The organism is Fibrella musci (genome assembly GCF_041321105.1).
GTDB lineage: Bacteria > Bacteroidota > Bacteroidia > Cytophagales > Spirosomataceae > Fibrella > Fibrella musci.
In genome coordinates this window covers 569,313-591,579 of the sequence record NZ_JBGGWD010000007.1, presented here as the reverse complement: position 1 = coordinate 591,579, position 22,267 = coordinate 569,313, and the positions used below count along the sequence as shown (strand labels likewise).

Here is a 22,267-nt window from a genome sequence, read left to right as displayed (position 1 = left end):
GCCCTCTTTGTTTTACCCCATCCCAACAGGTACGTCTGTCAGGCCACCACCGAAACGCCCTTCCAGAAGGCTACGCGGTCCTTGATCTGGCTGGCCGCCGGTTTGGGGTCTGGGTAGTACCAGGCGGCGTCGGGGTTCGTTTGGCCATCGACGCTGAGTGAGTAATACGAAGCCACGCCTTTCCACGGGCAGGTGGTGTGGGTCGTGCTATCGTTCAGGTACGTTGCGTTCACCGATTCGACGGGGAAATAGTGGTTGTTTTCAACCACCACCGTATCGTTGCTCTCGGCAATAGTTTGTCCATTCCAGATGGCTTTCATGGCTAGCTTTTGTTAGAACTCTGGTTTCTATCAGATAACCCTACTCATCGGTAACTGTTTGGGCAGGTCCATTTGCCAGCTTGTGATCGGCTGGATAAGTCAAGGCGCAACCAATGCCTTCCTGCGTTAGTGATACTGGTTCTGTGGTACCAATGAAGTTGTGCCGATGCTATTGGCTTGTCAGGTGTAGCCTCGGTGATGGATTATTTATTCGCCAACTGCTTGTGTAGCAGACTAATATGGCTTTTATTTATTGGCAAACTCAACGCCGCAGAACTAGTTACTAACCCTTGGAAACTATGTCAGTGTTGGGCTACATTTTCTTCTTTATTACCGCGTTGTTCTACCTGGGCCTCGCTATGCTGACGGCCTCCAAGCCTAATTTGATCGGCGAAAATGCAATGGGTTACGGGTTAGGCTTCTTCTTCCTGGGAGTCGGCTTCGCCATCAGCAGTCTGGTCTTGACCATCGCCATTCAGTCGAAAAACGGGTTTGCCTGGATCACCAACGACGCCGGGTTTCGCACGTTGCTCGTTTTTACAACCTGGCTCCTGGTGACGCTGACTACCTTCTTCTGCGCGACATTCAAATGGGAGTGGCCCACCGATACGCTTTACCCGTCGTTTCTTCATTGGCTTGGGGTGCATCATGGGCAGTTGTGGATCCCTCTGCTGTGGCTGATCCCCTGCTTTGTATCGCTCAGTACCACCGGACAACCTGCCAGCGCATACAAACTGCCTTTCTTTGCCAGTTTGCTGATAGGAGTCCTCTTCACGCTCGGCTTGCTGACGGGCTATTTTCGCGAATCGGCTCAGCAGGCGGCAGCCGAGATCGCCACCCAAAAAGCCGATCAGGAACGATGGCGTCAGGACGATCTGAAGGCCATCGCCGCGCAACAGCTGCACGATCCGATTGACAATCTGCTGGGTTACACAAACCGCTTTCAGGCAGATGATATACGCGCGGCTGCCCTGTCTAAAATCAAAGCACGACCCAATTGGGAACGTGAACTGCTGGCGGTATTAACCAATAAAGACAGCTACAAACAAGCCTATTACTTCCTGGATGGTAATGCCGTGCCGCATCCCGAGCAATTCGCCCAGCCGCTGAACCAAAGCTTAGTATGGTTGGCTGAAACTGTCCGGAAGGATATTGAAGACAGCAACAACCTGCAACACTGGAGTTTCGATTCGTACGGGATTGAGCGAGCGCTCAGAGCTATCGATGAGCAGTTTGCCAACCAAGGCGTCGATTTTTACCCGACGGTGCAACGACTCAGAGCAGCGCTCAGTACAACGCCACCCGAGCAGTTTAAAGACGTGCGCTTCGACATCACCAGTGTGGTAGACAACTGGCTGGCCAATCACAAAAAGCGATAATCGCAGTAGTTAGCTGCAACCTAACCGAGCCGCTTAACTGCTTTTCCCCCTTTATTTTATGTACAAACAACTCTATACTGCGCTGGTAGTGGCCGGTTTGCTGCTTGCCTGCCAGCAGCAATCCCAACAGGAACAATCCACGCGAACCCTCAATGTCGTGTCGGATTCAGCGGCTGTCGCCGAGGTGGTGCATGGCTTCTACACGTGGTATAATGCTTTCTCCCGAAAAGTCGCCAATCAGATTGATTTTACCGACGATGGTGGCCCGCACCTCACGTTGAACCAGGCCAGGCTAGAACGCTATTTTGCCCATTTTACTGCCAGCCACTTCGTGAGCAACGAGTTTATCGAGAACGAATACGCTTTCTACAGGCAGTGCAGTCAGCGGTGGCAACATGAACCAATCGACGATATACCCTCCTGCCTGGATGCCGACAAGTACTTCTGTGCGCAGGAATGGGATCCCGATTTCTGGATAAAATCGCCCGTCAGAGTCCGGCCCATTGGCCCGGACCGGGTGGCGGCTACTCTGTTTGGGCAGGCGTATGGTAGCCCCATGGAACGAACGATCGAGTTGAAAAAAGAAGGTGGTAAGTGGCTAATTGCCCGCATAGAGTGCGATATGGGCTTGAACGACGAGGTAGTAGACTTGAAAAAGTTAACTATCAACGAGGCTTATATCAACGCCAGCGTAGCCAGCCACAAACCCATATCGCCTCTCTATGTCAAGCGATTGGGACTTGAGGCGGTGCTGCCCAACGATGTGCTGACGGCGCCCAACACCCGCGTGTATGTGCTGGATACATTATACGCGACTGAGCGCGGGCGTCTGCTTGTCGTGGCGAGAGACAGCGAAAACGAACGCGAAGCATGGATGATCCAGTATGATGCCAGCCTCCGACTTGTATTTTGGGAGCCTGTTTATTACGCTGATCTGGTCGAGTACCTGAAAACGATTGAGACAGCAGTAGCCGGGCAGCAAGTCGCCATCAAAACCACAACTGATATCGACGGTCGGCCGTCGGTAGACGTGAAAAAGTACACCCTAAACAGCAGATTGATTTTCGAGCGAATCAAGTCATGAACTCCGGATCAGGCCGCCGCCATCTGGCGATTGCGAAACTAAAAGTGAGCCAGGGATTGGGTACGTTGACTCGCTGTCCGGCGCACTGGTTAGCGAGTCAACGTACCCAGCAACGACCGGATCAGGCCCGGCAGGCCAATCAGGCTGAAAACCAGGCCAAAACCGCCCAGTACCATTGGCAGGAGCCATTCATCTTTCCCTTCCATCAGCAATTCATTGGGCCGGTCCTTCAGATACCAGAGCTTGATAACCTCCCCAATCTGAAACATCGGTGGGGTGGTGTAGGTAGTCGAATAGTAAATCTGTGGCTGGTTTCGCTGATCGGTGTATTGCACCACCACTGCCTGCGCTGTACTGGGCGAAAGCTGCCGTTTTTTATGGTGCGCGATCACAACGCCATGGGTTTCGATGCCATGAGTTTTCATGTACCGCGTTTTACTCCAGAGTGAATACGCGATGCAACTACAGACTATGCCGATTAAGGCAAATACACCCAGAAAAAGTAGCCAGAATTTGTCGCCAGTAGCCATAACCAATGCATAGGGAAAGGATAGCGCAAACCTATACGAACATAGGTACTACCGTCAACTGTATTTGAGTTAACGCGCTGAAACGACTTATGAAAGAGCCTAATTCGTGTGAAAGGGGACTGTCGTTTGAGCGTGCCCGCTGCCTACGTACCTGGTTAGCTACTGGGGCTGCCGTTGAGCGAAATGGGGCAGGGCCCGTTGACTTTGGGGCTGTTTGCCGGGCTGATCGCACCGGCTATGTCTAGGCTGATTTACGACTAAGGTATGCAGGGCTATAAAGGCTGTTAACCACGCCAGCAACGTACCTAGAACTCGGTTTTCCACTGCACGACCCAGCCCGTCTTTAACTGTTTGGGCAGCGGGAGTCCCAGCAAGCCGGTCACCGGGTTCATCGCCGACAACGTCAGCGACTGTACCTCTTTGGTGTCGCCGGAAATCACTTTGGTGGCGCGCAGAAAAATCTGCCCTCGGCTATCGACATCGTCAACGACGGCGTAAAGCGCATCACCGGGCTTCAGGTCGATTTCGCCAACCTGCGCGGGCTGCGTTACGACAAAGGCCCAGCTTTGGCCGATCTTGGGCTTGCCTGCTTTCTGCAACTTCGCTTCCACGTCGCCAGTAAATACTGCCGGAGTCTTGGGGCGTTGCGCCAGCAGGTCGGTCAGGAGGCTATCCATAACCGCCGCTTCGCTTTGCGGAGCTGCCCCGCCCAGCAGATCACCCTGAATGGGTTCGCCGGTGAGCTCCGGGTCTTCGTCGATCAGCCAGCCCATACGGCGCGCCTGTTGCCGTTCGCGCTCATAAGGGTCATCGGCATAGGCGAGCATCCCCGAGTTCATCCCGGCATAACGGCCCGGATTGGTCATCAGCTCTTTAAACGCCAGCATCCGGTACAGGTAATAACCGGTTTCCTCGTTCATCGCCATTTCGTAATAGCTACGAGTCGACTGCCGCACGATCTTCTTCTCGATCATGCCCATACCGCCGTTGTAAGCCGCCGCCGCCAGTGTCCATGAGCCCAGCCGCTTGTGCAGGGCGTGCAGATACCGGCAGGCCGCCTCCGTCGATTTCACCAGGTCCATGCGCTCATCGTGGCCAGGATCGATGCGCAGCCCCATATCGCGGGCGGTTTCGTCCATAAACTGCCAGTAACCCACCGCCCCGGCCGATGATACGGCGTCGGCTTTGAAGTTGCTCTCGATAAGCGGCATGTATTTGAAATCGTTCGGAATATGGTGCTTGGCCAGAATGGGTTCGATAACGGCGAAGTAGGGAGTAGCTCGCTGAATCAGTAGCTGCACGCGCTTGGCATACCCCGAGGTGCTCATCAGCGCCATCGCCAGTTTGGCCGATACCACGCCCTGCTCCGTTGGCACCAGTTCACCCGCAAAATTGGTGCGCTGTACGGGCTGAGGGGCCGGTATGGCTGACTTCGCGGTCGGTTTCCTGCCCTTCTTCCGTGACTGAGCAACGGAGAAATGTGCAAGAAGCAAAAAGAGCAAACTGCTTAGAATGATAATGTTACTAAAATGACGTTCTCGTTTCAAGGCAATTTGAATGGGTGCTTGTACGTAACTAACGAGGCTGGTTAGAAGTTCGTGCAGTGGTCGCCAAACAGAAAGACCCATCCGTGATGAAAGGTCATCCGAACGGGTCTTAACCGGGCTGTGGTAAGATCGTTATAACGCTTTCCAGGTGAGTATCCACCCGGTTTTCAGTTGATTCAGGTCAGGTAGCTTGATACCCATCCGGCCGGTAGAGGCGTCTACGGCGATCAGCGGAAGGTTCAGCGTTTCGTGCTGACTGTTGGTGTAAATTTTGTCGGCCCGGAAATACACCCTGTTCGTTTTGGGATCGATGTCTTCCACGACGGCGTAGAGACGATCGCCCTCCGAAACCGTCACGTCATCGACCATGCCGGTACGGGTGAGGTTAAACACCCACACACTGCCGCGTTGCAGGGCGCCGCTTTCGAGCAGTTTCGCCTTAATGCCACCCCGAAATACATCGGCCGCATTAGGTAAGGGCAGATCGTCGGGGCGTTGCTCGGCTATGGCCTGCCCCAGAGTGGGTAGCGGCAAAGGCGACGAGACGGCTTCGCGCTCCAGATTCACCATCACTTTCTCGTCGAACAGCACTTCATTGGCCTGCGCAGCGATTTCCTCCGTCACAGGCTGGTTAAGACTGGCCAGCATTGGTTCGGGAATCAGCTCGCGGTAGCTGACGGGGTGGGTAAACAACTCCTTGAACGCCAGAATCCGGTACAGGTATTTGCCCGTTTCGGCGTTGAGACGCAGGTAATAGTAATTGCGTTTTTGCTGCCGGTGAATACTGCTCAGCAGGTTACCGATACCATTGTTGTAGGCTGCCGCCGCTAGTGTCCACGACCCCAGGCGGCTGTACAGAAATCGCAGATACCGGCAGGCGGCGTCTGTCGACCGCATCAGGTTGAGTCGGTCGTCGCGTGTGTTGTCTACCGTAAGGCCCAGTTCACGGGCGGTGTCGGGCATCAATTGCCAGAAACCTGCTGCGCCTTTGACCGAAACAGCCGTACCCACCAGCGCACTTTCAACCAGCGGCAGGTATTTGAAATCGGGCGGAATGTTGTATTTCGCCAGAACGGGCTCGATGACCGAAAAGAAAGCAGTAGCGCGTTGACGTAGCCGCATCATCGACCGGGCCTGTACGGCATTGCGCGACAGGGCCGAGATGAGCCGACGGGCAACGGCTTCTTCGTGTAGGGGCACCGCCTCACCGCAGAAATAAACCGGCGGGAAGGGGTTGTCCAGTAAAGGGGTAAAACCAATCGAACAGGAGGCTGTGTAACAGTTACGATTAGCGTCGGGAGCAGTACTGATTCCGGTGGGGGTTGCTAGACCTGCCACCGAGCCGGCCAGCCATAGAAAAATGGCTAGACCGCTACATGCCAACAGCTTCATTTGTTACGGTATGGGGTAAACGGCCTGTATTCCGCTACTCCCTTTCTGACTATACATTACTGGGTACGTCACTCATCAGGCTACTAATGAGCGATACTTGTTTACAGCCAGATGTATGCCAACATGAAAAAATTGATCTGTTTTCATGTTTATTTTTTGCCTGTCAAGCCCGTCAGACAGCGCAATACCCGCTCGCCACGGAGTGGGGAAGCCACTTTATTGGGCTTCTTCCAGCGGCGTAAAATCTTTAAACGTCCGCTTAATGGCTTTGTCGGTGGCTTCTTTTTTGTTCTGCCAGTTGGCATCCAATTCCAGCGCCACCAACCCGCTGAGATTCATGGAGTTTCGGAAATCGTCGAGCTTTTTAATGAAATCACCCGTCCGACGAGTCGATTTAAGGGCAAACTCACGGGCAAACACATCCCCCTTGTTCTGTAGCTCGGTTTTCTTACCCAATACGTAATTATATCGATCCAGCAGGTCTTTCATCGATTTCCCGATAACCTCCGTGGCTTCCAACGTACCCATCGTTAACACCGCCGTACCACCAATGGCGGAGATCAAGCGCTGATTGCCAGGATCTTTGATCGTTGGCGAAATGCCCGTAACGGCCCCCAGTGAGGCGTTGGCCATCGAGCGGTTGCGCTTACCACCTTTTGCCCGCTTGTAGTCACGCTTTAGCTCACTTTCTTTTTCATCCAGTTGTTCGACCAGATTCCAGGCCTGTACCAGCACCTGTCGGTAGAGCGCATACGTATAGCGGTCTTTGGCCTCTTCATTGACGGTGTTGTTCACCGTGATATGAATGGTCTGCTCGTCGCGGTTCTGGGCTTTGTCGAGCACGAAAAAGGTCAAGTCAACACGTACGGTATCGTAGGGGTCGCGGACAAAATCGTAGCCCGGCGTCCAGATAAACTCATACTGATTGTTTGTATTCTTGACGAGCGCCGCCTTTGTAATGGCCTGGTTGGTGCTCAGAAAATCGAAGGTGCTGATGTCGTCGTCGCCGTTGGGATCGGAGAGGTAAAACTTCAGGTTGATGGCGGCGTTTTCCCGAATCCGGTACTGCGTGTCTTTCGGTACAATCGAAATGACCGGCGGCAGGTCCATCTGCGTCACGTCGATCTTGAGCCGGCCTTTGGTGCGCGCTTTGGTAGGCTGGTCTTCGACCCAAAACTCTACGTAAAGTGGTTTGCCCCGCAGCATATTGAATTGATTGCGCGAGAGTGTCCAGGTTAGCTCGCCCTGCGCCGTCAGCTTGCTGCCTTCGGGCATCTGATCAGGAATGGGAATAAAGACGATGGGGTCACCATCGGCATCATAAACCTGCTTGGGATCGAATTTATAGACATTCTGTGTCTGGAACCGCACATAAAACGTGGGCAGGTCTTCAACTACCGGCGGGCGGTTTACATGCTGTACCTTAAACTCGATCAGCTGCGTAGCCGATTCGCCCCGCCGATTACGTACCTGGAAAATGACCGGAATAACGCGTACTGTTTTGATCCGGTCGGCGAGGTCATAAGAGGGGGTCCAGCTAAAATGCCCAAGCGAATCGAAGTGCATGCCCTCAACAATACCCTGTTCAATACTGAAGGTAGCGGAGTCGGCGGGGGGACAGTTGGATTTAATATCAAAACGGAGCGTTTGCCCCTCCGCTATGTTTTGCCAGTCGGTCTGTTGTGGGAAGAGGAGTTGAATGGTTTTAGAGTCCTGCGCCCAGCATGCCGGGCCGACAAACCACCCCAACAGCAGGAACGCCAGTACACGAAAGTTCGTCATGCGCGGTGTCTTGCTCAATTTCTGTAGAAACGCAAAACTACGGGGAAGATTACAAGAGACGGTGCCAAATGCTATTTTTTCGAGTAAAATGCCAGTCTATAAAGAGAATCGTTGCATTTTTTGAATACCAAATAGTTTTTATTGACGCAGAAACGCCCGGCTACATCCATCGTAACCGGGCGTTTACCTATTTCAGTACACTATCAATCAACCGTCGGTCCGACGGCCTAAATCGGCTTACAACTGCTTGTTCAGATTGCTGTTGCGGCGGCTGTAAAGGAAGTAAACGATAATCCCCAGTGCCCCCCAAACCACAAACGTCACCTTGGTGTCGAAGCGGAGGTTATACATCAGGTACAGGTTGGCCAGAATCCCGAGGGTCGCCACAACGGGCAGCGCCGGGGTGCGGTAAGGCCGCTCGAGGTTCGGCTCCCGAACACGCAGAATCCAGACGGCGGCGCAGATCATGGCGAACGCCAGCAACGTACCTGAGCTACACAGCTCCGATACTTTGTCGATCGGCGTCAGCGCGGCTACGATCGATACAATCCCGCCCACCAGAATCGTGCTTTTCCAAGGCGTGCGGAACGTGGGGTGAATATCACGGAAGAACTTCGGCAGGAGACCGTCTTTCGCCATACCCAGGAAGATCCGGGTTTGGCCCAGCATCATCACCAGCATCACGGACGTAAGCCCACCAATGGCGGCGATGGTAATGAGGTACACGGCCCAGGTCAGCCCTACGTCGGAGAAGGCCTGTGCGACCGGCGCTTTCATATCGAGTTGGTCGTATTTGACCATGCCCGTCAGCACGAGCGAAACCAGGATGTAAAGGATGGTGCAAATAACCAGGGAAGCAATGATGGCAAACGGAACGTCTTTCTTGGGGTTAATGGCTTCGCCGGCCTGCGTCGACACGGCGTCGAAGCCGATGTAGGCGAAGAACACGATCCCGGCGGCCGTTACGATCCCGTCGAAACCGTAGTGGGTCTGCCCTGATTCGTCAACGACCGGGTTCGGGATAAACGGCGTCCAGTTGGCGACGTCAACGTAGAAGGCCCCGGCGATAATCACGAAAATAACCGTGGCTACTTTCACGATTACGATGATGTTGTTGGTGCTGGCGGCTTCCTTGATGCCTTTCACCAGAATGTAGGTAACCAGCCATACGATCAGCAGGGCGGGCAGGTTAAGCGCAAAAGAGAAATCAGGAATGGTTTGGCCGGCAGCGCGGAGGGCAGCGGCTTTTTCCTGGGCAGTTATGGGGTCATTCATCAACCACAGTGGCGGGTCGATGTGAAACAGGTGGAGTAGTTTTTCGAAATACCCCGACCAGCTCACGGCTACGGTGGTGGCACCCATCATGTATTCGAGGATGAGGTTCCAGCCGATGAACCAGGCAAAAATTTCACCCACGGTACCGTATGAATAGGCGTAAGCTGAGCCTTCCACGGGCAGAATTGAGGCAAATTCGGCGTAGCAAAGCGCGGCAAAGGTACAGGCTACCCCCGCCATGATAAAGGCAACGGCTAGTGCGGGACCGGCCCAGTCGTGCGCGGCAATCCCCGTCAGGACGAAGATCCCCCCACCGATCACGGCACCGATACCCAGCGAGGTCAGCCCCCAGCGGGTGAGTACCCGTTTGAGTTCGCTCTTCTGTACGTCGGCTTCATACGCAGCCAGCGGCTTCCTACGCCAAACACTGGTGGTATCCACTGATTGTTTCATTTTTGTTTCCATGCAGGAAATATAGTTTGGTGATTTGGGTTTTTCAAGAAATAGCGTGGGGCAGGGGGCGCAGGGCAGGGAATTGCGTCGCTAGTATACCGAAAGGTAGATAAGCAAACTAATTCCATGCGCCGCGCTCCCTGCCCCACGTTACCTTACTTCTGGCTCGGCTTGATCGGCAGAGGCGCTTTAGGCTTCTTCTCCTTGCCGCCCGGCGTTTGCTGGAACTCGTCGGGAGTTTCTACCGTGTCGGGGAAGTCGGCCGGAATGGCGCTGTAACCCGTCTTCGGCGTGGTAGGCTTGTTCTCCTCGTTGAGGTTGCTGCGGTTCAGCGCATCAACCACGATCGGCGTAGCCACGAACAGCGACGAGTACGTACCTACAATCACCCCGATCAGCATGGCGAACGAGAAACCGCGGATGGTAGCCCCACCGAAGATGAACAGCACGATCAGCACGAGCATCGTCGACAGACCCGTTACGGCCGTGCGGCTCAACGTGCTGTTCAGCGCGTTGTTGATGATGCTGGCAATGCTCTCGTTCTTACCCCGGTTTTCGTTCAGGTATTCACGTACCCGATCGAAAACCACCACCGTGTCGTTCATCGAATAACCCATGATCGTCAGCAGGGCACCCACAAACGCCTGATCGATGTCGAGCGAGAACGGCAGCCAGCCATTGAAGACCGAGAAAATAGCCAGGATGATGAGTACGTCGTGGAACAGGGCCACCACCGCACCATAGCCGAATGCCAGCTTCTTGAACCGGATCAGGATGTAGCCGAACACGACCGCGACCGCCAGCAGAATCGACCAGATGGCCGAGTAGATCAGGTCATTGGCGATCGTTGGGCCCACTTTCTGTGAGCTTTCGATGGTCCCTTTATTTCCTTGAATCGACGCCAGCCCTTTCTGAACCGCGGCAGCTACCTGCCGGTCGGCATCGGGCGCGTTGTTTTCAATCTGGTAGCTCGTCGTCATTTTCACCTGATCCGAGCCAATACCTGAGCCACCGTACGTTTTTACTTCCGGCTCGTCGCCACCCAGCGCAGGGGCTACGGCGGCACGTACCTGATCGGTGGTGATAGGCTGCTCAAACTTGATCACATACGAGCGACCGCCTTTGAAATCGACACCCAGCCCGAAGCCTTTCCACAACACCGATATGATACCGACGGCGATAATCGTCGACGAGATGATGTAGTAGGTACGACGGCCCGACACGAAGTCGAAGTTCGAATCTTTAAAGAGATTTTTCGCCCACGACGATGCGAAGGTCAGCGTGTTACCTTTACCTACGTACCATTCCACCATCAGGCGGGTGATGAGCAGCGCGGCAAACAGCGACGTAGCGATACCGATGATCAGCGTAACGGCAAAGCCTTTGATCAGACCCGTACCGAAGATCAGCAGGATGAAGCCCGTCAGCAGCGTCGTTACGTTCGAGTCGATGATCGACGACAGCGCATTCTTGAAGCCATCCGATACGGCTTGCCGCAGCGTTTTGCCCATCTCCATCTCTTCCTTGATCCGTTCGTAGATCAGTACGTTGGCGTCGACAGCCATACCTATCGTCAGCACGATACCAGCGATACCAGGCATGGTCAATACCGTACCGGGTACGGCCGCCATGACGCCCATCAGGAAGAACAGGTTGACGAACAGCGTAACGTCGGCAAACAGACCGGCGCGGCCGTAATAGAGGGCTACGAAGATCAGAACGATCAGCAGACCTACCAGCGACGAGATGATACCCGCCGAGATAGCCTGTGAACCCAGCGTAGCACCCACGATGCTTTCTTCCACAATCACGGCGGGGGCATCCAGCTTACCAGCTTTCAGTACGTTGGCCATGTCTTTGGTTTCGTCAACGGTGAAGTTACCCGTGATGCTTGAGCTACCGTTCGGAATTTCGTTCTGTACGTTAGGCGCCGTATATACCAGACCGTCGAGCAGAATGGCTACCGGGCGGTTTACGTTGGCGGCGGTGAGGGCACGCCATTTTTTTGCACCTTCAGCGTTCATGCGCATCGTTACTTCAGGCCGGCCCCGCTCATCATAGTCGTTGCCTGCGTCGGTGATCACGTTACCTTCGATGGGTGCTTTACCACCTTCTTTCTTCACGAAATAGAGGGGGAGCAGTTCGCGCTTGGGTTTGCCACCCTGTGCGTCGATCGCCATCGCCTTGCGGTCCCAGGCAAACACCACGTCGTTGGGGAACAGGCTACGTACCTCGGGGTCGGCGAAGATGGCGTTGGCACGGGCTGTATCTTTCAGATCAACGGCCAACTGGTCCTGCGAAATCGGCACGAACAGGTTCGTAAGAGCAGCCTGCGCCTGCGCCGTATCACCTTTGGCCGCCGTACCCGACGACGCCTGTGCGGTCGCCGTATTGGCACCGGCACCCCCCAGCTGAGCGGCGAGGTCACCCGAGGTAGCCGTACCGGATACCGTCGTAGTAGGTTTCGCCGAAGCGGCAGCCGCTTTGCGTTCTACTTCCGCTTTGGCCAGATACGCGCCCAGTCCATCGATGGCGGGAGCAATTTCGTTGAGGCGATATACCTCTGTGAATTCCAGTTTGGCGGCACCCGTCAGCAGTTTCCGCACGCGGTCAGGGTTGTCGGCACCGGGCAGCTCGATCAGGATACGGTTCGAGCCGGGCAGGCGCTGCACGTTCGGGTTCGTTACGCCGAACTTGTCGATACGCGCCTGAATGACGCGGAACGAGCGGTCGATGGCCCCATTTACTTCATCGTTCAGGAAGCGCTTCACTTCCGTATCCGACGACTGGTAGTTGATGCGCGACCGGTTGGCGCTCGTAGCAAACACCGTAGCCAGTTTGGCACCCGGCACCACGTCTTTGTAGTTCTTCACGAACAGATCGACGTAGCTGCTCTGGCTGCTCTGCTGATCGCGGCTGGCGCGTTTCAGCGCCTCGTTGAATTGCGGATCGCGGGTGTTGCCGGCGAGGCTGCGCAGTACTTCGGCGGGCGATACTTCGAGCACCACGTGCATACCGCCCTGCAAATCGAGACCCAAACCCAGTTCGCGCTCGGTCACCTCCTGAAGCGTGTTACCCAGGTAAACGGGCTGCTTCCAGAGCGAGTCGAGGTATTGTTGTTTCCGTTTGATGTCTACCTGCCCCTGGGCGTTGGTAGCAACGCGTTCCGCGTCTTTTTTGATGTTACGCGCAACGAAGGTAAATGACAGGTAATAGAGGCAAAGCACCGCTATAATCCCCGTCAGAACCAGTACGACGGTTCTGTTTTGCATTGTATGGAGAAATTGGAAATTGAAGGAAAAAAGAAAAGAGGTTCAAGGTCCAAGGTTCAACGTTGTTTTACGCCTGACTGGGCGTGCAGAACAACGTTGAACCTTGGACCTTGAACCTCTTTTAAGGCGCATTCGGGGCGATGGCGTGCCCGAAAACGTGTCGTAAGTACGAGAAATAGAAATAAGGGACGTCGTGAATCCGGCGGAGCAGTGGCGGATTGAGCGCCAAAAACCGGAAACAGGGGAGCGGCAGCAGGTACGTTACCTGTGAGAAATCGAACGACAGCGCCGAGGCCACCACGGCTTCGTCGGTCGCCGCTTTAACCACGGCCTCGTGGCTATCCGTTTTCTGGGCTTTCTTGGCCGTTTGGCTGGCCGTCGGCGTCGGCGCACCACCGCGTACCAACTGACCACCACTGCCGTGCAAGAGCAGCAGCAGCCCCGCCAGAGCGAGCGTCAGAAAGCGATGAAAAGCGTGCGTCGGCTTCATGTACAGAAAACAGGATGACAAATTTCGCACCAAATTAGACCAATAGCAAGATGAAGTAGGCGTAAACCGGCTTATTTGCAAACAACTCTCCCACCACATCATGATCACCATCTGCCTCGACAAGCGTGACTCTGCTCTACTTACCATTTCTTTTCCCCAAGACCCCGTCGGCAACGACCTCATCCGCAACGTACCTGGCAGGCGTTGGAGCTACCGAAACGTCGGACCGTCCCGCCGCTGCTGGACCGTACCCAATACCCGCGATAGTATCGTGAAGGTGGGCCAGTTATTTGGCAAAGCCTACTGCCGCTTCGACGAGGCCGTCGTGCGGCTTTACAAGCCCACGGCAACACCCATTGAAGTAGAACAGGCGACGAATCCACCCTGGCCCGAACGCGGGACCGCGCCCGCCACACGTTCGCTCTCCGCGCAAGCCGTTTCGCTATACGCCCCCCGCTACCGAGTTCGATACTCACCCGGTCATCGTGGCCGTGTCGGACGCGCTACGCATTCAGCACTACAGCCACAAAACGCTCAAAAATTACAAGCAGGCGCTCGTTTCACTTATTCGCTTTGCTCAGCCCCGCGACATCGCCGAGTTCACGAAAGCTGATTTTCAGAAATACCTGCTGTTTCTGCGCGACCGCAAACGGCTCGGTGCCGCAACCATCAACGTACACATTAACCGCAGCGGCGGACCGGCTAGAAGTTCTACCAAGAAAAGGTCTTGCAACGCGATAAAGACCATTGTATGGTAGACTATCCACGCCAGCCTACCAAACTACCCACTGTATACAGTGTCGCAGAAGTAAAAGCAATTATTGACGCCACCACCAGCCTGAAATACCGGTCTCTCTTCCAACTCGTTTACGCGACCGGACTGCGACTTAGTGAGGTCTCCCAACTTCGCCTGACCGCGATCGATCGTACCAGACGGCTAATCCTGATACGGAGCGGTAAGGGCAAAAAGGACCGTGTCGTCATGCTCTCCCAAAAACTAGAAGCCTCGCTCAACACGTACCTGAGCGCATACAAGCCTGTTACGTACGTATTTGAGGGCGAACAGCCCGGCGAACCCCTCTGGAATCGAACCATACAGTTGGTCTACAGTCAGTCGGTTTATGCGGCCGGCATTCAGAAACGGGGCGGCATTCATACCCTGCGGCATAGCTTTGCCACCCACCTACTGGAAAGCGGAACAGACATTCGCTATATTCAGAAGCTGCTCGGCCACGCCAGCCTGACAACCACCGAGCGCTACACGCATGTGACGGCCGACAAAATCAGCACCATCAAAAGCCCGCTGGATGATCTGTAGGTACGTGCAGCCGGAGCAGAGGGCGAATCTGCGATAGGCTGTAAAAGCGGCCACACAGCGAATAGCCCTGCGTGTAGCGCAGCACCAACCGCCTGTTTTTATGAATAGCGCCCCGCGAGTCGTAGCGATATAACTCGTTATCGGCCCCAAAGAAGTAGTTGGGAAATCCGTCAATATCCCAAACACGTACGATCAGTAAAGTAGCAGCTACTTTTTGAGCCATAAATTTGTAAGTACTACGCCGACTTTCTATAATTACGGCATCCCATCCGCAAAGGTATGAACGGCACTCCACTAAACTACATCCTGCTGACTGTGAGCTTTTTGTAGTTTAGTGACTTTACGTACATATACTTGTTGGGTGAACCAGACAAAAAGTGTTCGTGTGCCGGTGACAGGGGGCACGTCTCGACAGGTCGGCTCTTAGCCTGAATTTCGGCGTTCCGGTTGACAAAAGAACCGCCCCAATTGGGCAAGTTTGAAGACGTAGGGCGGGTTATCATCGATAATTTTAATGCTTCTGTGGATTAACATTTAACATAGCAAGAGGTGCAGATTTCGGCTGACAAGTACGGATATTTTAGTTATGTTGCACTCATAATTTCTTACAGGCAACTTCTTAGCTATGGGTTACTGTGTTTCTAAATTATCAAATGACTTTTTTATTTATGATACAAGTTGTTAAAAGTCTGTACTCGCGCATTAAGAAGTATATAATTTATGTTTCAGTTACAATAGTTATTTTATCGGAATATATAGAGCTTCCACAATATATTCAAACTATTTCAGTACTTAGTCTCGGTGTAATGATAGTAGAATTACTATTTGATATAAATGAGAAAGTATCAGCCTCAAAAAATAGACATTACTATAACGATTTTTATGAAGTATCCTTGAAGATGAAAAACTTAATTTTGCATGAAATTAAGTCAAAGAAAAAATTAAAAATTCGTGTACTTGGTATGTCAATGGGTCACGCTTGGCAATTTTTATATAACACATTAAACCCATTACTTACAAATAATAACGATAACTGCTGTGTAGTACTGCAAATAGCAATGCTAGATCCTAATTGGACAGATTTGAAGGAAATTAACCCATATTGGATAGATAAAGCTGTATTAAATGAGAAAATAATAAAACAATATATTCAACTTAATCAAGATCGTATTGCAAATAAGAACTGGGAAATACAATTATATTTGTACAAGCATATGCCTAACTGGCATGGAATTCTCGTTGGAGAAGATTATTTATATCTAAGTAAATGCTCGTGGAAGGATAATGTTTTGCAAGGTGGTGAAAGCGCGTATGAAAAATTCGATGGAAGTGTTGATGCTTACAATAGACTTGAAATATCTCATTTTATAAATTGGTTTGATAAAATATCTAAACTGTAACCTAAAAATGGATGAAGTTAAATACTTAATTCTTGGTTGTGGATACGCAGGCATGACTGCAGCTAAGTGTTTGTTTTCTAACAATGAAAACGACTACCTTATTGTTGAGCAAAATAATAAGCCAGGTGGTATAGCTTCGAGTTTTCGAGTAAATGACTTCACTTTTGATATTGGCATTCATGGACTTTACACAAAAAATAAGAGTATTATTGATGTTTTGAATCCCAACAACCAATCGGCTGACAAAATCAGCATAAAAATTGCTGACTACTACAAAGGTTTTTGGACAAATCATCCTGCATACTTTCACTTAAAAGGTATGCCTGAAGAACTAATATCTCAAATTATTTTAGAGCTAAGATCACTCGAGAACGATTCATCAAAAATCGAATCATTCAAAGATTGGTCTTATCGTTATTTAGGAAAAACTTACAGTGATGAAATTCAAATTCCATATACAGAAAAATTTTGGTCAACATCTGCTGAAAAAATCAATTATGATTGGATAGAGCACAGATTAATGCGACCGACAATAGATGATATACTTAACGGTATATCTAATGACGGTACAGCCGAACACTATGTAAAGCATTTGTATTATCCTCAAGAGAATGGATTTGGAGAAATTGCAAATAAATATTCGAAAGGACTAAAAATTAAATACAATTACACAGTTAATAAAATTGATACAAAAAACAAAACTGTTCAATTTGCCGATGAATCACAAATTAAATATCACAAATTAATATACACTCTACCTCTAATTTAATTACCAAGATTTATCATAGAATGCCCAAAGTGCATTGTTGACTCTTGCCATGATTTAGCATATACGTCACTTATATTAGTCAGTCTAGGGTTGAAGACCGATTCTAATTTAGATAAGCATTGGGTATATGCTATTGATCCAAGTATTCCTTTTTCTAGATTGAGTAAACCGAATTTATGGGCTCCAAATAATTCACCACAAAATAAATCATCATTACAAGCTGAGATATATATATCAAATAAGTTAGATTTTAAAGGAGAAGATCATTACCTCGAACGTACTTTACATTCACTAAAGGAGATGAATATTATTAACGATATGAATATTATTGATTTTGTGGATGTCAGACGTTACAATATTGCCAATATAATCTATGATTTTAAACGAAGCTTAGCTTTGTCGAAGATAAATAACTTCATTACAGATAATCAAATTGTGTGTTGTGGCCGGTATGCCAGATGGGATTATAGCCTGATTGATGAGGTAATTACTTCTACTGAGAAAGTAGTCTCTAAGCTTTTATAAAGATATGTATATTATCGTGTGCTCTGCGTAGGCCAGTCTCCGGCGACAGGTTGCTTGTCTCCAAAAGTAAGCGTTCAGCCCAACGAAAATGAGAGAGTAAAGGTCGGAGGTGCGTTCGTTTCTTCTATCTTGTGCCCTCACCATCAGCCCTCATAGGCGTTGGGTGAACCGGCCAGGATGGGCGTCAAAGGCGGGTCACCTGCGACAGTAGAGCCGCCCCGACAGGCAGGTTTTTAGGCTCGTTGGTCAGCTTCCGGTTGACAAGCCAAACGCCTGATTTAGGTTAACTTATTCATCAGAAATAGACAATGAAGTCAATAGGAAATGTATTGTTATGGTCGTTAGTGGCAGGCTTAGTTTCTGCACTCATCTACTTTATAGTCGAAAAATTTATTGGGCAAACAGATTTTCCTGTTGGTGCAGCCGTTGGGGGCGGGTTAGATGGTTACGGTATGTATCGAAAAGGGCAACGAACAAAAGGGTAGCTTTCCGCTGACAGGCAGCACGTCCCGCAGGACAGTTGGCAGCCCAACCAAATGAGTGTGTAAAGGTGCAGATACGTTTGTTCAGTGGAGTGACTCGCCCACCATCAACACTCATGGGCGTTGGGTGCCGCAACAGGCTGGGAGTTAAAGCCGTCGTTCGGGCGACAGGACGTATGGCTCGTAAGGCGGCTTTTAGGCTTCCATTTCCGCGCTTCGTCTGACAGGCCAAACGCCCCAGTTAGGCAGGTTAAGGTTGCATTTTAGGGTCTCGTCCGACAGGGCAAACGCCCCGGCTGGGCAAGTGCGGGTTTCCATTTCCGGGTTGCTGCTGACAAGCCAACCGCCCTAGAAGTCAAGACAAGAGTTATTAGCAACAACTAACAACAACAAGAATCCTGTGAAAATATACTTATTATAAACTCAAATAATCTGGCTATATGATTGATCCATTATCATTAGGACTCGCGTTATTATTGACGACAGCTAAAGAGGTAGCAACATCCGAAGTTGTTAAGGCAGCCTTTTCTGGAATTATTGGAAATCGCGCTGATGTGTTCCTAATGAGTGGAATTAGTAAGGTCAAAGAAATTATGAGTTTTAGAAACAAGGAGATTCCCGAAAACCATGACCTTTTAAGAACATTGCGAAAATCAATGTTAACCGCCACTGATATGGTAAGGCTTTCCATGAAAGAGGATGGCGAACAGAAACAGTTTAGAAACAAACTAAAATCATGGATTGACGAGCAGATAAAATTGTTGCCAATCATAGAGAACTGGGCTGATTGGAATAATCCAGCCTCTGACGAATTAGAATTATTTTTTGTAAACGAAAAGATATACAGTGAAAAGAAATTACTATTGACTGATGCCATGACAAATTCATGGGAGGTGTATCTTCAGACGCAATTGCAAGTTGAACTACCAAAAGAATTCAAAGAAAAATTGAAAAACGGATGGCAAGAAAAAGATAATATAATAAAATGGGATGAAGCTGTTATGGTACTTATGATTGAGGCACTAAGAGATGGAACAAATGAAATGGGACAAAGAGCTTCTAAAGCATTTGAACACAATTTTCTTTCAGAAATCAAAATTGGACTTGAAAATGTAGAGAAAACAACAGCTTCTATTGAAGTGCAAATAAGTAATGTGTATCAAAAAATGTTAACTCAATTTGATAATATCGAAGCAATTAATCACTTAGCCGACACAATCCATTCCCAACAAAGCACAATAGAATCTCAACAACTTACAATTAAAAAATTAGTAGAGGTAAATGAGCAGTTAAGAGATGATAAAGCTAAAGAACTTTCGACAGATCCAGACAAACTTTCTAATGATGAAACAGAACTTTTGCTTTACGCTTATGTAAATCAAAAAAGTATTTATACGGATATGGAGCCAGGCTACGAACTACTTTGTGTTAGATGTGGTGGGCAATATTTTGGATATGAATATACACAGAATTATATTAATGAGACAAATGCTTCTGACAGAAGCATTTGGGAGGACAGCCCAAAAAAAAATCCTCCAAATGCGAGAATAGTGCGATTACATTGGCTAGCTGTATTAGAATCATTAATTGTTAAGGGATATGTTACACTTCTTAGAGAGAAAAGCTACAACAAATTTTATGACTTAACTGTAAAAGGGAAGCTATATGCTGATGAGGTAATCCAATGGAGAATAAAACATAACCAAAACAATATTCCAAAACCATCATTTTTTCCATAGATGCATACGCTGCGTAGGCGGGTTATGGGCGACAGGGAGCACGTCCCGAAGAAAAGTTTACAGCCCAACCAGCAAAGGGTGTAAAGGTTGACGCTACGTCCGTTGTCTTTAGTAGTTCGCAGAGCCATCAGCCCTTTGGGTCGTTGGGCCGCAGCCCAATATGGCTCACTCGGCGGCTTGGTGCGACAGGGTAAACAGTTCATCACCAGCGTTCTTTGTTTCCATTTCGTGCGTCGTGCGACAAGCCAAACTTGAGTCGAGGCCACGTACCTGAGTGCGTGGGCCGCAGCGTCCGAGAGGCCAAACCTGTTCGACAGCAACGTACCTGAGTCAGTTGACAGCACGTACCGGCCCGGCGGCCCGGCCAGCTTCGCGCTGGGTTTCAGCGGTTAGTGCGTTGCCATCGCTCCGCGCGGGTCAGCTACCGCTGACACTAAGCACTCCTGAACACGAAGTTGGGATGCCCAACCGTCGGGGTGTGTAAAGGCTCGTGCCTCGCCATCAACACCCCAGGACGTTGGGTGCGCCAGAACAAGCTGAAGAACAACGTAGTGGTCCGGTTTCGGTCGACAGGAAGCACGTCTCGACAGACCAGTTTTTTGGCTCGTTGGTCGTCGTTGGTCGGGTTTGGGCTGACACGAGAACCGCCGGAGTTGGTCAGGCTGACAAAAAAGCGAGTTGGCCACGTAGCGTCGACAGGGCAATCGTCCCGGGACAACGTAGTGAAAAGCTTCGTGCGGCACGGAAACGTAGTAAAAGAGCTTCGCGCGGGTCTGAAAATCGGTTTCGTGCGTTTTGCTCGCTTCGCGGCTGTCCCCGTTCCGGCGACAGGAAGCCCGTCCCGGCGGAAAGTTGGGGCAGCCCAACCAAACAGGGGTGAAAAGGCAGGCGGCTCCGGTTGTTGCTTGAGCCGATTTGAGCGGCCATCAACCCCTGTTGGCGTTGGGTGTATGGTCAAAATAGCAGTTAAAGGCGGGTCACCTGCGACAGTGGAAATAGCAAGTTAGTTAAGCCGTTGCTCATATGCGGGGTACGTGTGACAGAGGAAACGCCTGCATTTGGCAAAGTAAATGAGTCCAGCGGGGTCCGGGCGACACAAGAAGCATTTTTTTGATTAAACCATAACACACCATTTCAATGACCAGAATACCAGTAGATTCGTCAAATCTTGCATCAGTCGGTTACGACGGAAGAACTCTCGAAGTTGAGTTTTTGAACGGCTCAGTTTACCAATATTCCGGGGTTCCTGATGAGGTTTACGAAGCATTGATGAGTGCTGATTCTCATGGGAAGTATTTCAATGCCAATATAAGAACCAGCTACTCATACCGAAAAGTTAGGTGAGCTGAAAAGCGTTTTCACGAACCCACTCGATAGTCTTTTCTTCGGGGTTTTGGTCGACACACCAAAGCCCCGAAACAGAGTCTTTAAAGTGGCGCAGTTCAATTAGTTCGGCTATAATTGAAGACTCAATAGTCGGGGTTATTTCCTCTTTTTCGTTCATCGTAGTTGTTGTCTATTTCTTTGGTAGAATAACAAAAAATCGCTGATATTCATTCAGATAGGCGAGTAGGCGAGGCTTCCGCTGACAGGAAGCACGTCCCAAAGGACGGTTTTCAGCCCAACCAAACGGGTGTGTAAAGGTTCGGGTACGTGTGTTCAGTCAAGCAACTCGCCAACCATCAACACTCATGGGTGTTGGGTGAACTCAACAGGCAGAAAAAAGCGTGAGTGCTGGGTTACTTGCGACAAGACGCACGTCTCAGAAAGTGAGCTTTAGGTTCGCTAAGTAGTTTCCGGTTGACATATGAAACGCCTGGGTTGGCGGGCTTGACACACGTTGGGAGGATGCTTGGTGACAAGTCAAACGCCCATATTAATGAAATTTTTCAATAAGAATCATGAAGTACGCAATCCTACTTACCATTTTATTTTCAGTATGCTTAAACAGTTTTGGACAAACAAAACAAGATAGTGTAGCAATAAAACAGGCGGCTCTTGACTATATTGAGTCACAGCATACGCCTAATCCGGCACAAATGGAACGGGCATTACACCCCAGAATGGTAAAGCGGACTTTTTGGAAAGACAAGGCAACGACTAAAGATTATGTACGGGAAACATCGACCGAATCAATGGTTCTGCTTGCTGAAAGTTATAATAAAAAAGGTGATCAGTTTCCCGCTACCCCCAAAAAAGAAGTCAAATTTCTTGACATTTCGGATAGGACAGCTTCGGTTAAACTAATCGCCGATGAGTGGATTGATTATATGCATCTTGTTAAGTTGAATGGTGCTTGGAAAATTATCAATGTACTTTGGCAGTACAATGATAGTTCTCGACACTAATAAAGTGTAATGATACACCAACAGCGGATTCATACGTTGTTGAGCTTCGCGCTCGGCGTGAAAAAAGCGGAATGGTGCGTGGTTGTCCGCTCGGCGTGGGTGGGCTTCCTGCGACAGGACTCACGTCCCGTCGTCAGGGATTCAGCCCAACCTTCAAGGGGT

20 protein-coding genes are annotated in these 22,267 nt (G+C 50.4%); 10 read left to right on the top strand and 10 right to left on the bottom strand.

The genetic code is table 11. The features are described 5' to 3' along the window. Nucleotides 1–38 precede the first annotated feature (38 nt). Nucleotides 39–320 (bottom strand): DUF427 domain-containing protein, encoded by a 282-nt coding sequence (locus tag ACAW74_RS24550; RefSeq protein ID WP_370700896.1) that lies wholly within the window; start codon nucleotides 318–320, stop codon nucleotides 39–41. Between the two features lie 299 nt (nucleotides 321–619). On the opposite strand from ACAW74_RS24550, the gene ACAW74_RS24545 reads away from it, so the two are divergent. Beyond that, nucleotides 620–1,699, top strand: a complete 1,080-nt coding sequence (locus ACAW74_RS24545) for a hypothetical protein (protein WP_370700909.1) — start codon at nucleotides 620–622, stop codon at nucleotides 1,697–1,699. A 58-nt stretch (nucleotides 1,700–1,757) separates the two neighbouring features. Then, complete coding sequence (locus tag ACAW74_RS24540; RefSeq protein ID WP_370700895.1) at nucleotides 1,758–2,783, top strand: DUF3828 domain-containing protein; 1,026 nt, start codon at nucleotides 1,758–1,760, stop codon at nucleotides 2,781–2,783. Between the two features lie 89 nt (nucleotides 2,784–2,872). On the opposite strand, the gene ACAW74_RS24535 is transcribed toward ACAW74_RS24540, so the two are convergent. From ACAW74_RS24535 to ACAW74_RS24505, 7 genes are all read right to left on the bottom strand, one after another. Then, a complete protein-coding gene (locus ACAW74_RS24535) occupies nucleotides 2,873–3,208 on the bottom strand; it encodes a DUF3592 domain-containing protein (RefSeq protein WP_441656240.1) in 336 nt (111 codons plus the stop codon). A 410-nt stretch (nucleotides 3,209–3,618) separates the two neighbouring features. After that, entirely contained in the window at nucleotides 3,619–4,806 is a 1,188-nt protein-coding gene (locus tag ACAW74_RS24530; RefSeq protein ID WP_370700893.1) for a lytic transglycosylase domain-containing protein, read from the bottom strand. 186 nt (nucleotides 4,807–4,992) lie between these two features. After that, nucleotides 4,993–6,252 carry a lytic transglycosylase domain-containing protein gene (locus tag ACAW74_RS24525; protein WP_370700891.1) on the bottom strand — a complete coding sequence of 420 codons (1,260 nt, stop codon included), beginning with the start codon at nucleotides 6,250–6,252 and terminating at the stop codon, nucleotides 4,993–4,995. A gap of 216 nt (nucleotides 6,253–6,468) precedes the next feature. Next, nucleotides 6,469–8,034 (bottom strand): hypothetical protein, encoded by a 1,566-nt coding sequence (locus ACAW74_RS24520; protein ID WP_370700890.1) that lies wholly within the window; start codon nucleotides 8,032–8,034, stop codon nucleotides 6,469–6,471. 237 nt (nucleotides 8,035–8,271) lie between these two features. Beyond that, nucleotides 8,272–9,774 carry an APC family permease gene (locus tag ACAW74_RS24515; RefSeq protein ID WP_370700889.1) on the bottom strand — a complete coding sequence of 501 codons (1,503 nt, stop codon included), beginning with the start codon at nucleotides 9,772–9,774 and terminating at the stop codon, nucleotides 8,272–8,274. Nucleotides 9,775–9,917: 143 nt separating this feature from the next. After that, nucleotides 9,918–13,034 (bottom strand): protein translocase subunit SecDF, encoded by a 3,117-nt coding sequence (gene secDF / locus ACAW74_RS24510; protein ID WP_370700888.1) that lies wholly within the window; start codon nucleotides 13,032–13,034, stop codon nucleotides 9,918–9,920. Between the two features lie 121 nt (nucleotides 13,035–13,155). Continuing rightward, on the bottom strand, nucleotides 13,156–13,524 hold the full coding sequence (locus ACAW74_RS24505; RefSeq protein WP_370700887.1) for a hypothetical protein: 369 nt from the start codon (nucleotides 13,522–13,524) through the stop codon (nucleotides 13,156–13,158). A 485-nt stretch (nucleotides 13,525–14,009) separates the two neighbouring features. On the opposite strand from ACAW74_RS24505, the gene ACAW74_RS24500 reads away from it, so the two are divergent. Together ACAW74_RS24500 and ACAW74_RS24495 are read left to right on the top strand one after the other, a co-directional pair. Beyond that, nucleotides 14,010–14,282, top strand: a complete 273-nt coding sequence (locus ACAW74_RS24500; protein WP_370700886.1) for a phage integrase N-terminal SAM-like domain-containing protein — start codon at nucleotides 14,010–14,012, stop codon at nucleotides 14,280–14,282. Continuing rightward, a complete protein-coding gene (locus ACAW74_RS24495) occupies nucleotides 14,276–14,842 on the top strand; it encodes a tyrosine-type recombinase/integrase (RefSeq protein WP_370700885.1) in 567 nt (188 codons plus the stop codon). The genes ACAW74_RS24500 and ACAW74_RS24495 overlap by 7 nt, the downstream gene beginning before the upstream one ends. Here ACAW74_RS24495 and ACAW74_RS24490 read toward each other — a convergent pair. After that, on the bottom strand, nucleotides 14,817–15,065 hold the full coding sequence (locus ACAW74_RS24490; protein WP_370700884.1) for a hypothetical protein: 249 nt from the start codon (nucleotides 15,063–15,065) through the stop codon (nucleotides 14,817–14,819). The two genes, ACAW74_RS24495 and ACAW74_RS24490, sit on opposite strands and share 26 nt — an antisense overlap. Before the next feature lie 445 nt (nucleotides 15,066–15,510). Between ACAW74_RS24490 and ACAW74_RS24485 the strand changes: the two genes are divergently transcribed. The 5 genes from ACAW74_RS24485 to ACAW74_RS24465 all read left to right on the top strand — a co-directional run bounded on the left by ACAW74_RS24485 (nucleotide 15,511) and on the right by ACAW74_RS24465 (nucleotide 21,101). Continuing rightward, entirely contained in the window at nucleotides 15,511–16,242 is a 732-nt protein-coding gene (locus tag ACAW74_RS24485; RefSeq protein WP_370700883.1) for a hypothetical protein, read from the top strand. Between the two features lie 7 nt (nucleotides 16,243–16,249). Then, nucleotides 16,250–17,011 carry an NAD(P)-binding protein gene (locus ACAW74_RS24480; RefSeq protein ID WP_370700882.1) on the top strand — a complete coding sequence of 254 codons (762 nt, stop codon included), beginning with the start codon at nucleotides 16,250–16,252 and terminating at the stop codon, nucleotides 17,009–17,011. A gap of 90 nt (nucleotides 17,012–17,101) precedes the next feature. Continuing rightward, entirely contained in the window at nucleotides 17,102–17,536 is a 435-nt protein-coding gene (locus tag ACAW74_RS24475) for a hypothetical protein (RefSeq protein ID WP_370700881.1), read from the top strand. 922 nt (nucleotides 17,537–18,458) lie between these two features. After that, complete coding sequence (locus ACAW74_RS24470; protein WP_370700880.1) at nucleotides 18,459–19,757, top strand: hypothetical protein; 1,299 nt, start codon at nucleotides 18,459–18,461, stop codon at nucleotides 19,755–19,757. A gap of 1,137 nt (nucleotides 19,758–20,894) precedes the next feature. Then, nucleotides 20,895–21,101: a KTSC domain-containing protein gene (locus ACAW74_RS24465; RefSeq protein WP_370700879.1), complete on the top strand. Its 207-nt coding sequence runs from the start codon at nucleotides 20,895–20,897 to the stop codon at nucleotides 21,099–21,101. On the opposite strand, the gene ACAW74_RS24460 is transcribed toward ACAW74_RS24465, so the two are convergent. Beyond that, entirely contained in the window at nucleotides 21,094–21,261 is a 168-nt protein-coding gene (locus ACAW74_RS24460) for a hypothetical protein (protein ID WP_370700878.1), read from the bottom strand. The genes ACAW74_RS24465 and ACAW74_RS24460 overlap by 8 nt on opposite strands. A gap of 397 nt (nucleotides 21,262–21,658) precedes the next feature. On the opposite strand from ACAW74_RS24460, the gene ACAW74_RS24455 reads away from it, so the two are divergent. Next, nucleotides 21,659–22,105 carry a nuclear transport factor 2 family protein gene (locus tag ACAW74_RS24455; RefSeq protein ID WP_370700877.1) on the top strand — a complete coding sequence of 149 codons (447 nt, stop codon included), beginning with the start codon at nucleotides 21,659–21,661 and terminating at the stop codon, nucleotides 22,103–22,105. Nucleotides 22,106–22,267 lie beyond the last annotated feature (162 nt).

Coding starts and splice junctions, on each gene's coding strand:
- ACAW74_RS24465 (WP_370700879.1), top strand. CDS start 20,895: ATGACCAGAATACCAGTAGATTCGTCAAATCTTGCATCAGTCGGTTAC.
- ACAW74_RS24470 (WP_370700880.1), top strand. CDS start 18,459: ATGATTGATCCATTATCATTAGGACTCGCGTTATTATTGACGACAGCT.
- ACAW74_RS24540 (WP_370700895.1), top strand. CDS start 1,758: ATGTACAAACAACTCTATACTGCGCTGGTAGTGGCCGGTTTGCTGCTT.
- ACAW74_RS24490 (WP_370700884.1), bottom strand. CDS start 15,065: ATGGCTCAAAAAGTAGCTGCTACTTTACTGATCGTACGTGTTTGGGAT.
- ACAW74_RS24495 (WP_370700885.1), top strand. CDS start 14,276: ATGGTAGACTATCCACGCCAGCCTACCAAACTACCCACTGTATACAGT.
- ACAW74_RS24515 (WP_370700889.1), bottom strand. CDS start 9,774: ATGGAAACAAAAATGAAACAATCAGTGGATACCACCAGTGTTTGGCGT.
- ACAW74_RS24525 (WP_370700891.1), bottom strand. CDS start 6,252: ATGAAGCTGTTGGCATGTAGCGGTCTAGCCATTTTTCTATGGCTGGCC.
- ACAW74_RS24455 (WP_370700877.1), top strand. CDS start 21,659: ATGAAGTACGCAATCCTACTTACCATTTTATTTTCAGTATGCTTAAAC.
- ACAW74_RS24505 (WP_370700887.1), bottom strand. CDS start 13,524: ATGAAGCCGACGCACGCTTTTCATCGCTTTCTGACGCTCGCTCTGGCG.
- ACAW74_RS24545 (WP_370700909.1), top strand. CDS start 620: ATGTCAGTGTTGGGCTACATTTTCTTCTTTATTACCGCGTTGTTCTAC.
- secDF (WP_370700888.1), bottom strand. CDS start 13,034: ATGCAAAACAGAACCGTCGTACTGGTTCTGACGGGGATTATAGCGGTG.
- ACAW74_RS24535 (WP_441656240.1), bottom strand. CDS start 3,208: ATGAAAACTCATGGCATCGAAACCCATGGCGTTGTGATCGCGCACCAT.
- ACAW74_RS24550 (WP_370700896.1), bottom strand. CDS start 320: ATGAAAGCCATCTGGAATGGACAAACTATTGCCGAGAGCAACGATACG.
- ACAW74_RS24485 (WP_370700883.1), top strand. CDS start 15,511: ATGATACAAGTTGTTAAAAGTCTGTACTCGCGCATTAAGAAGTATATA.
- ACAW74_RS24520 (WP_370700890.1), bottom strand. CDS start 8,034: ATGACGAACTTTCGTGTACTGGCGTTCCTGCTGTTGGGGTGGTTTGTC.
- ACAW74_RS24460 (WP_370700878.1), bottom strand. CDS start 21,261: ATGAACGAAAAAGAGGAAATAACCCCGACTATTGAGTCTTCAATTATA.
- ACAW74_RS24480 (WP_370700882.1), top strand. CDS start 16,250: ATGGATGAAGTTAAATACTTAATTCTTGGTTGTGGATACGCAGGCATG.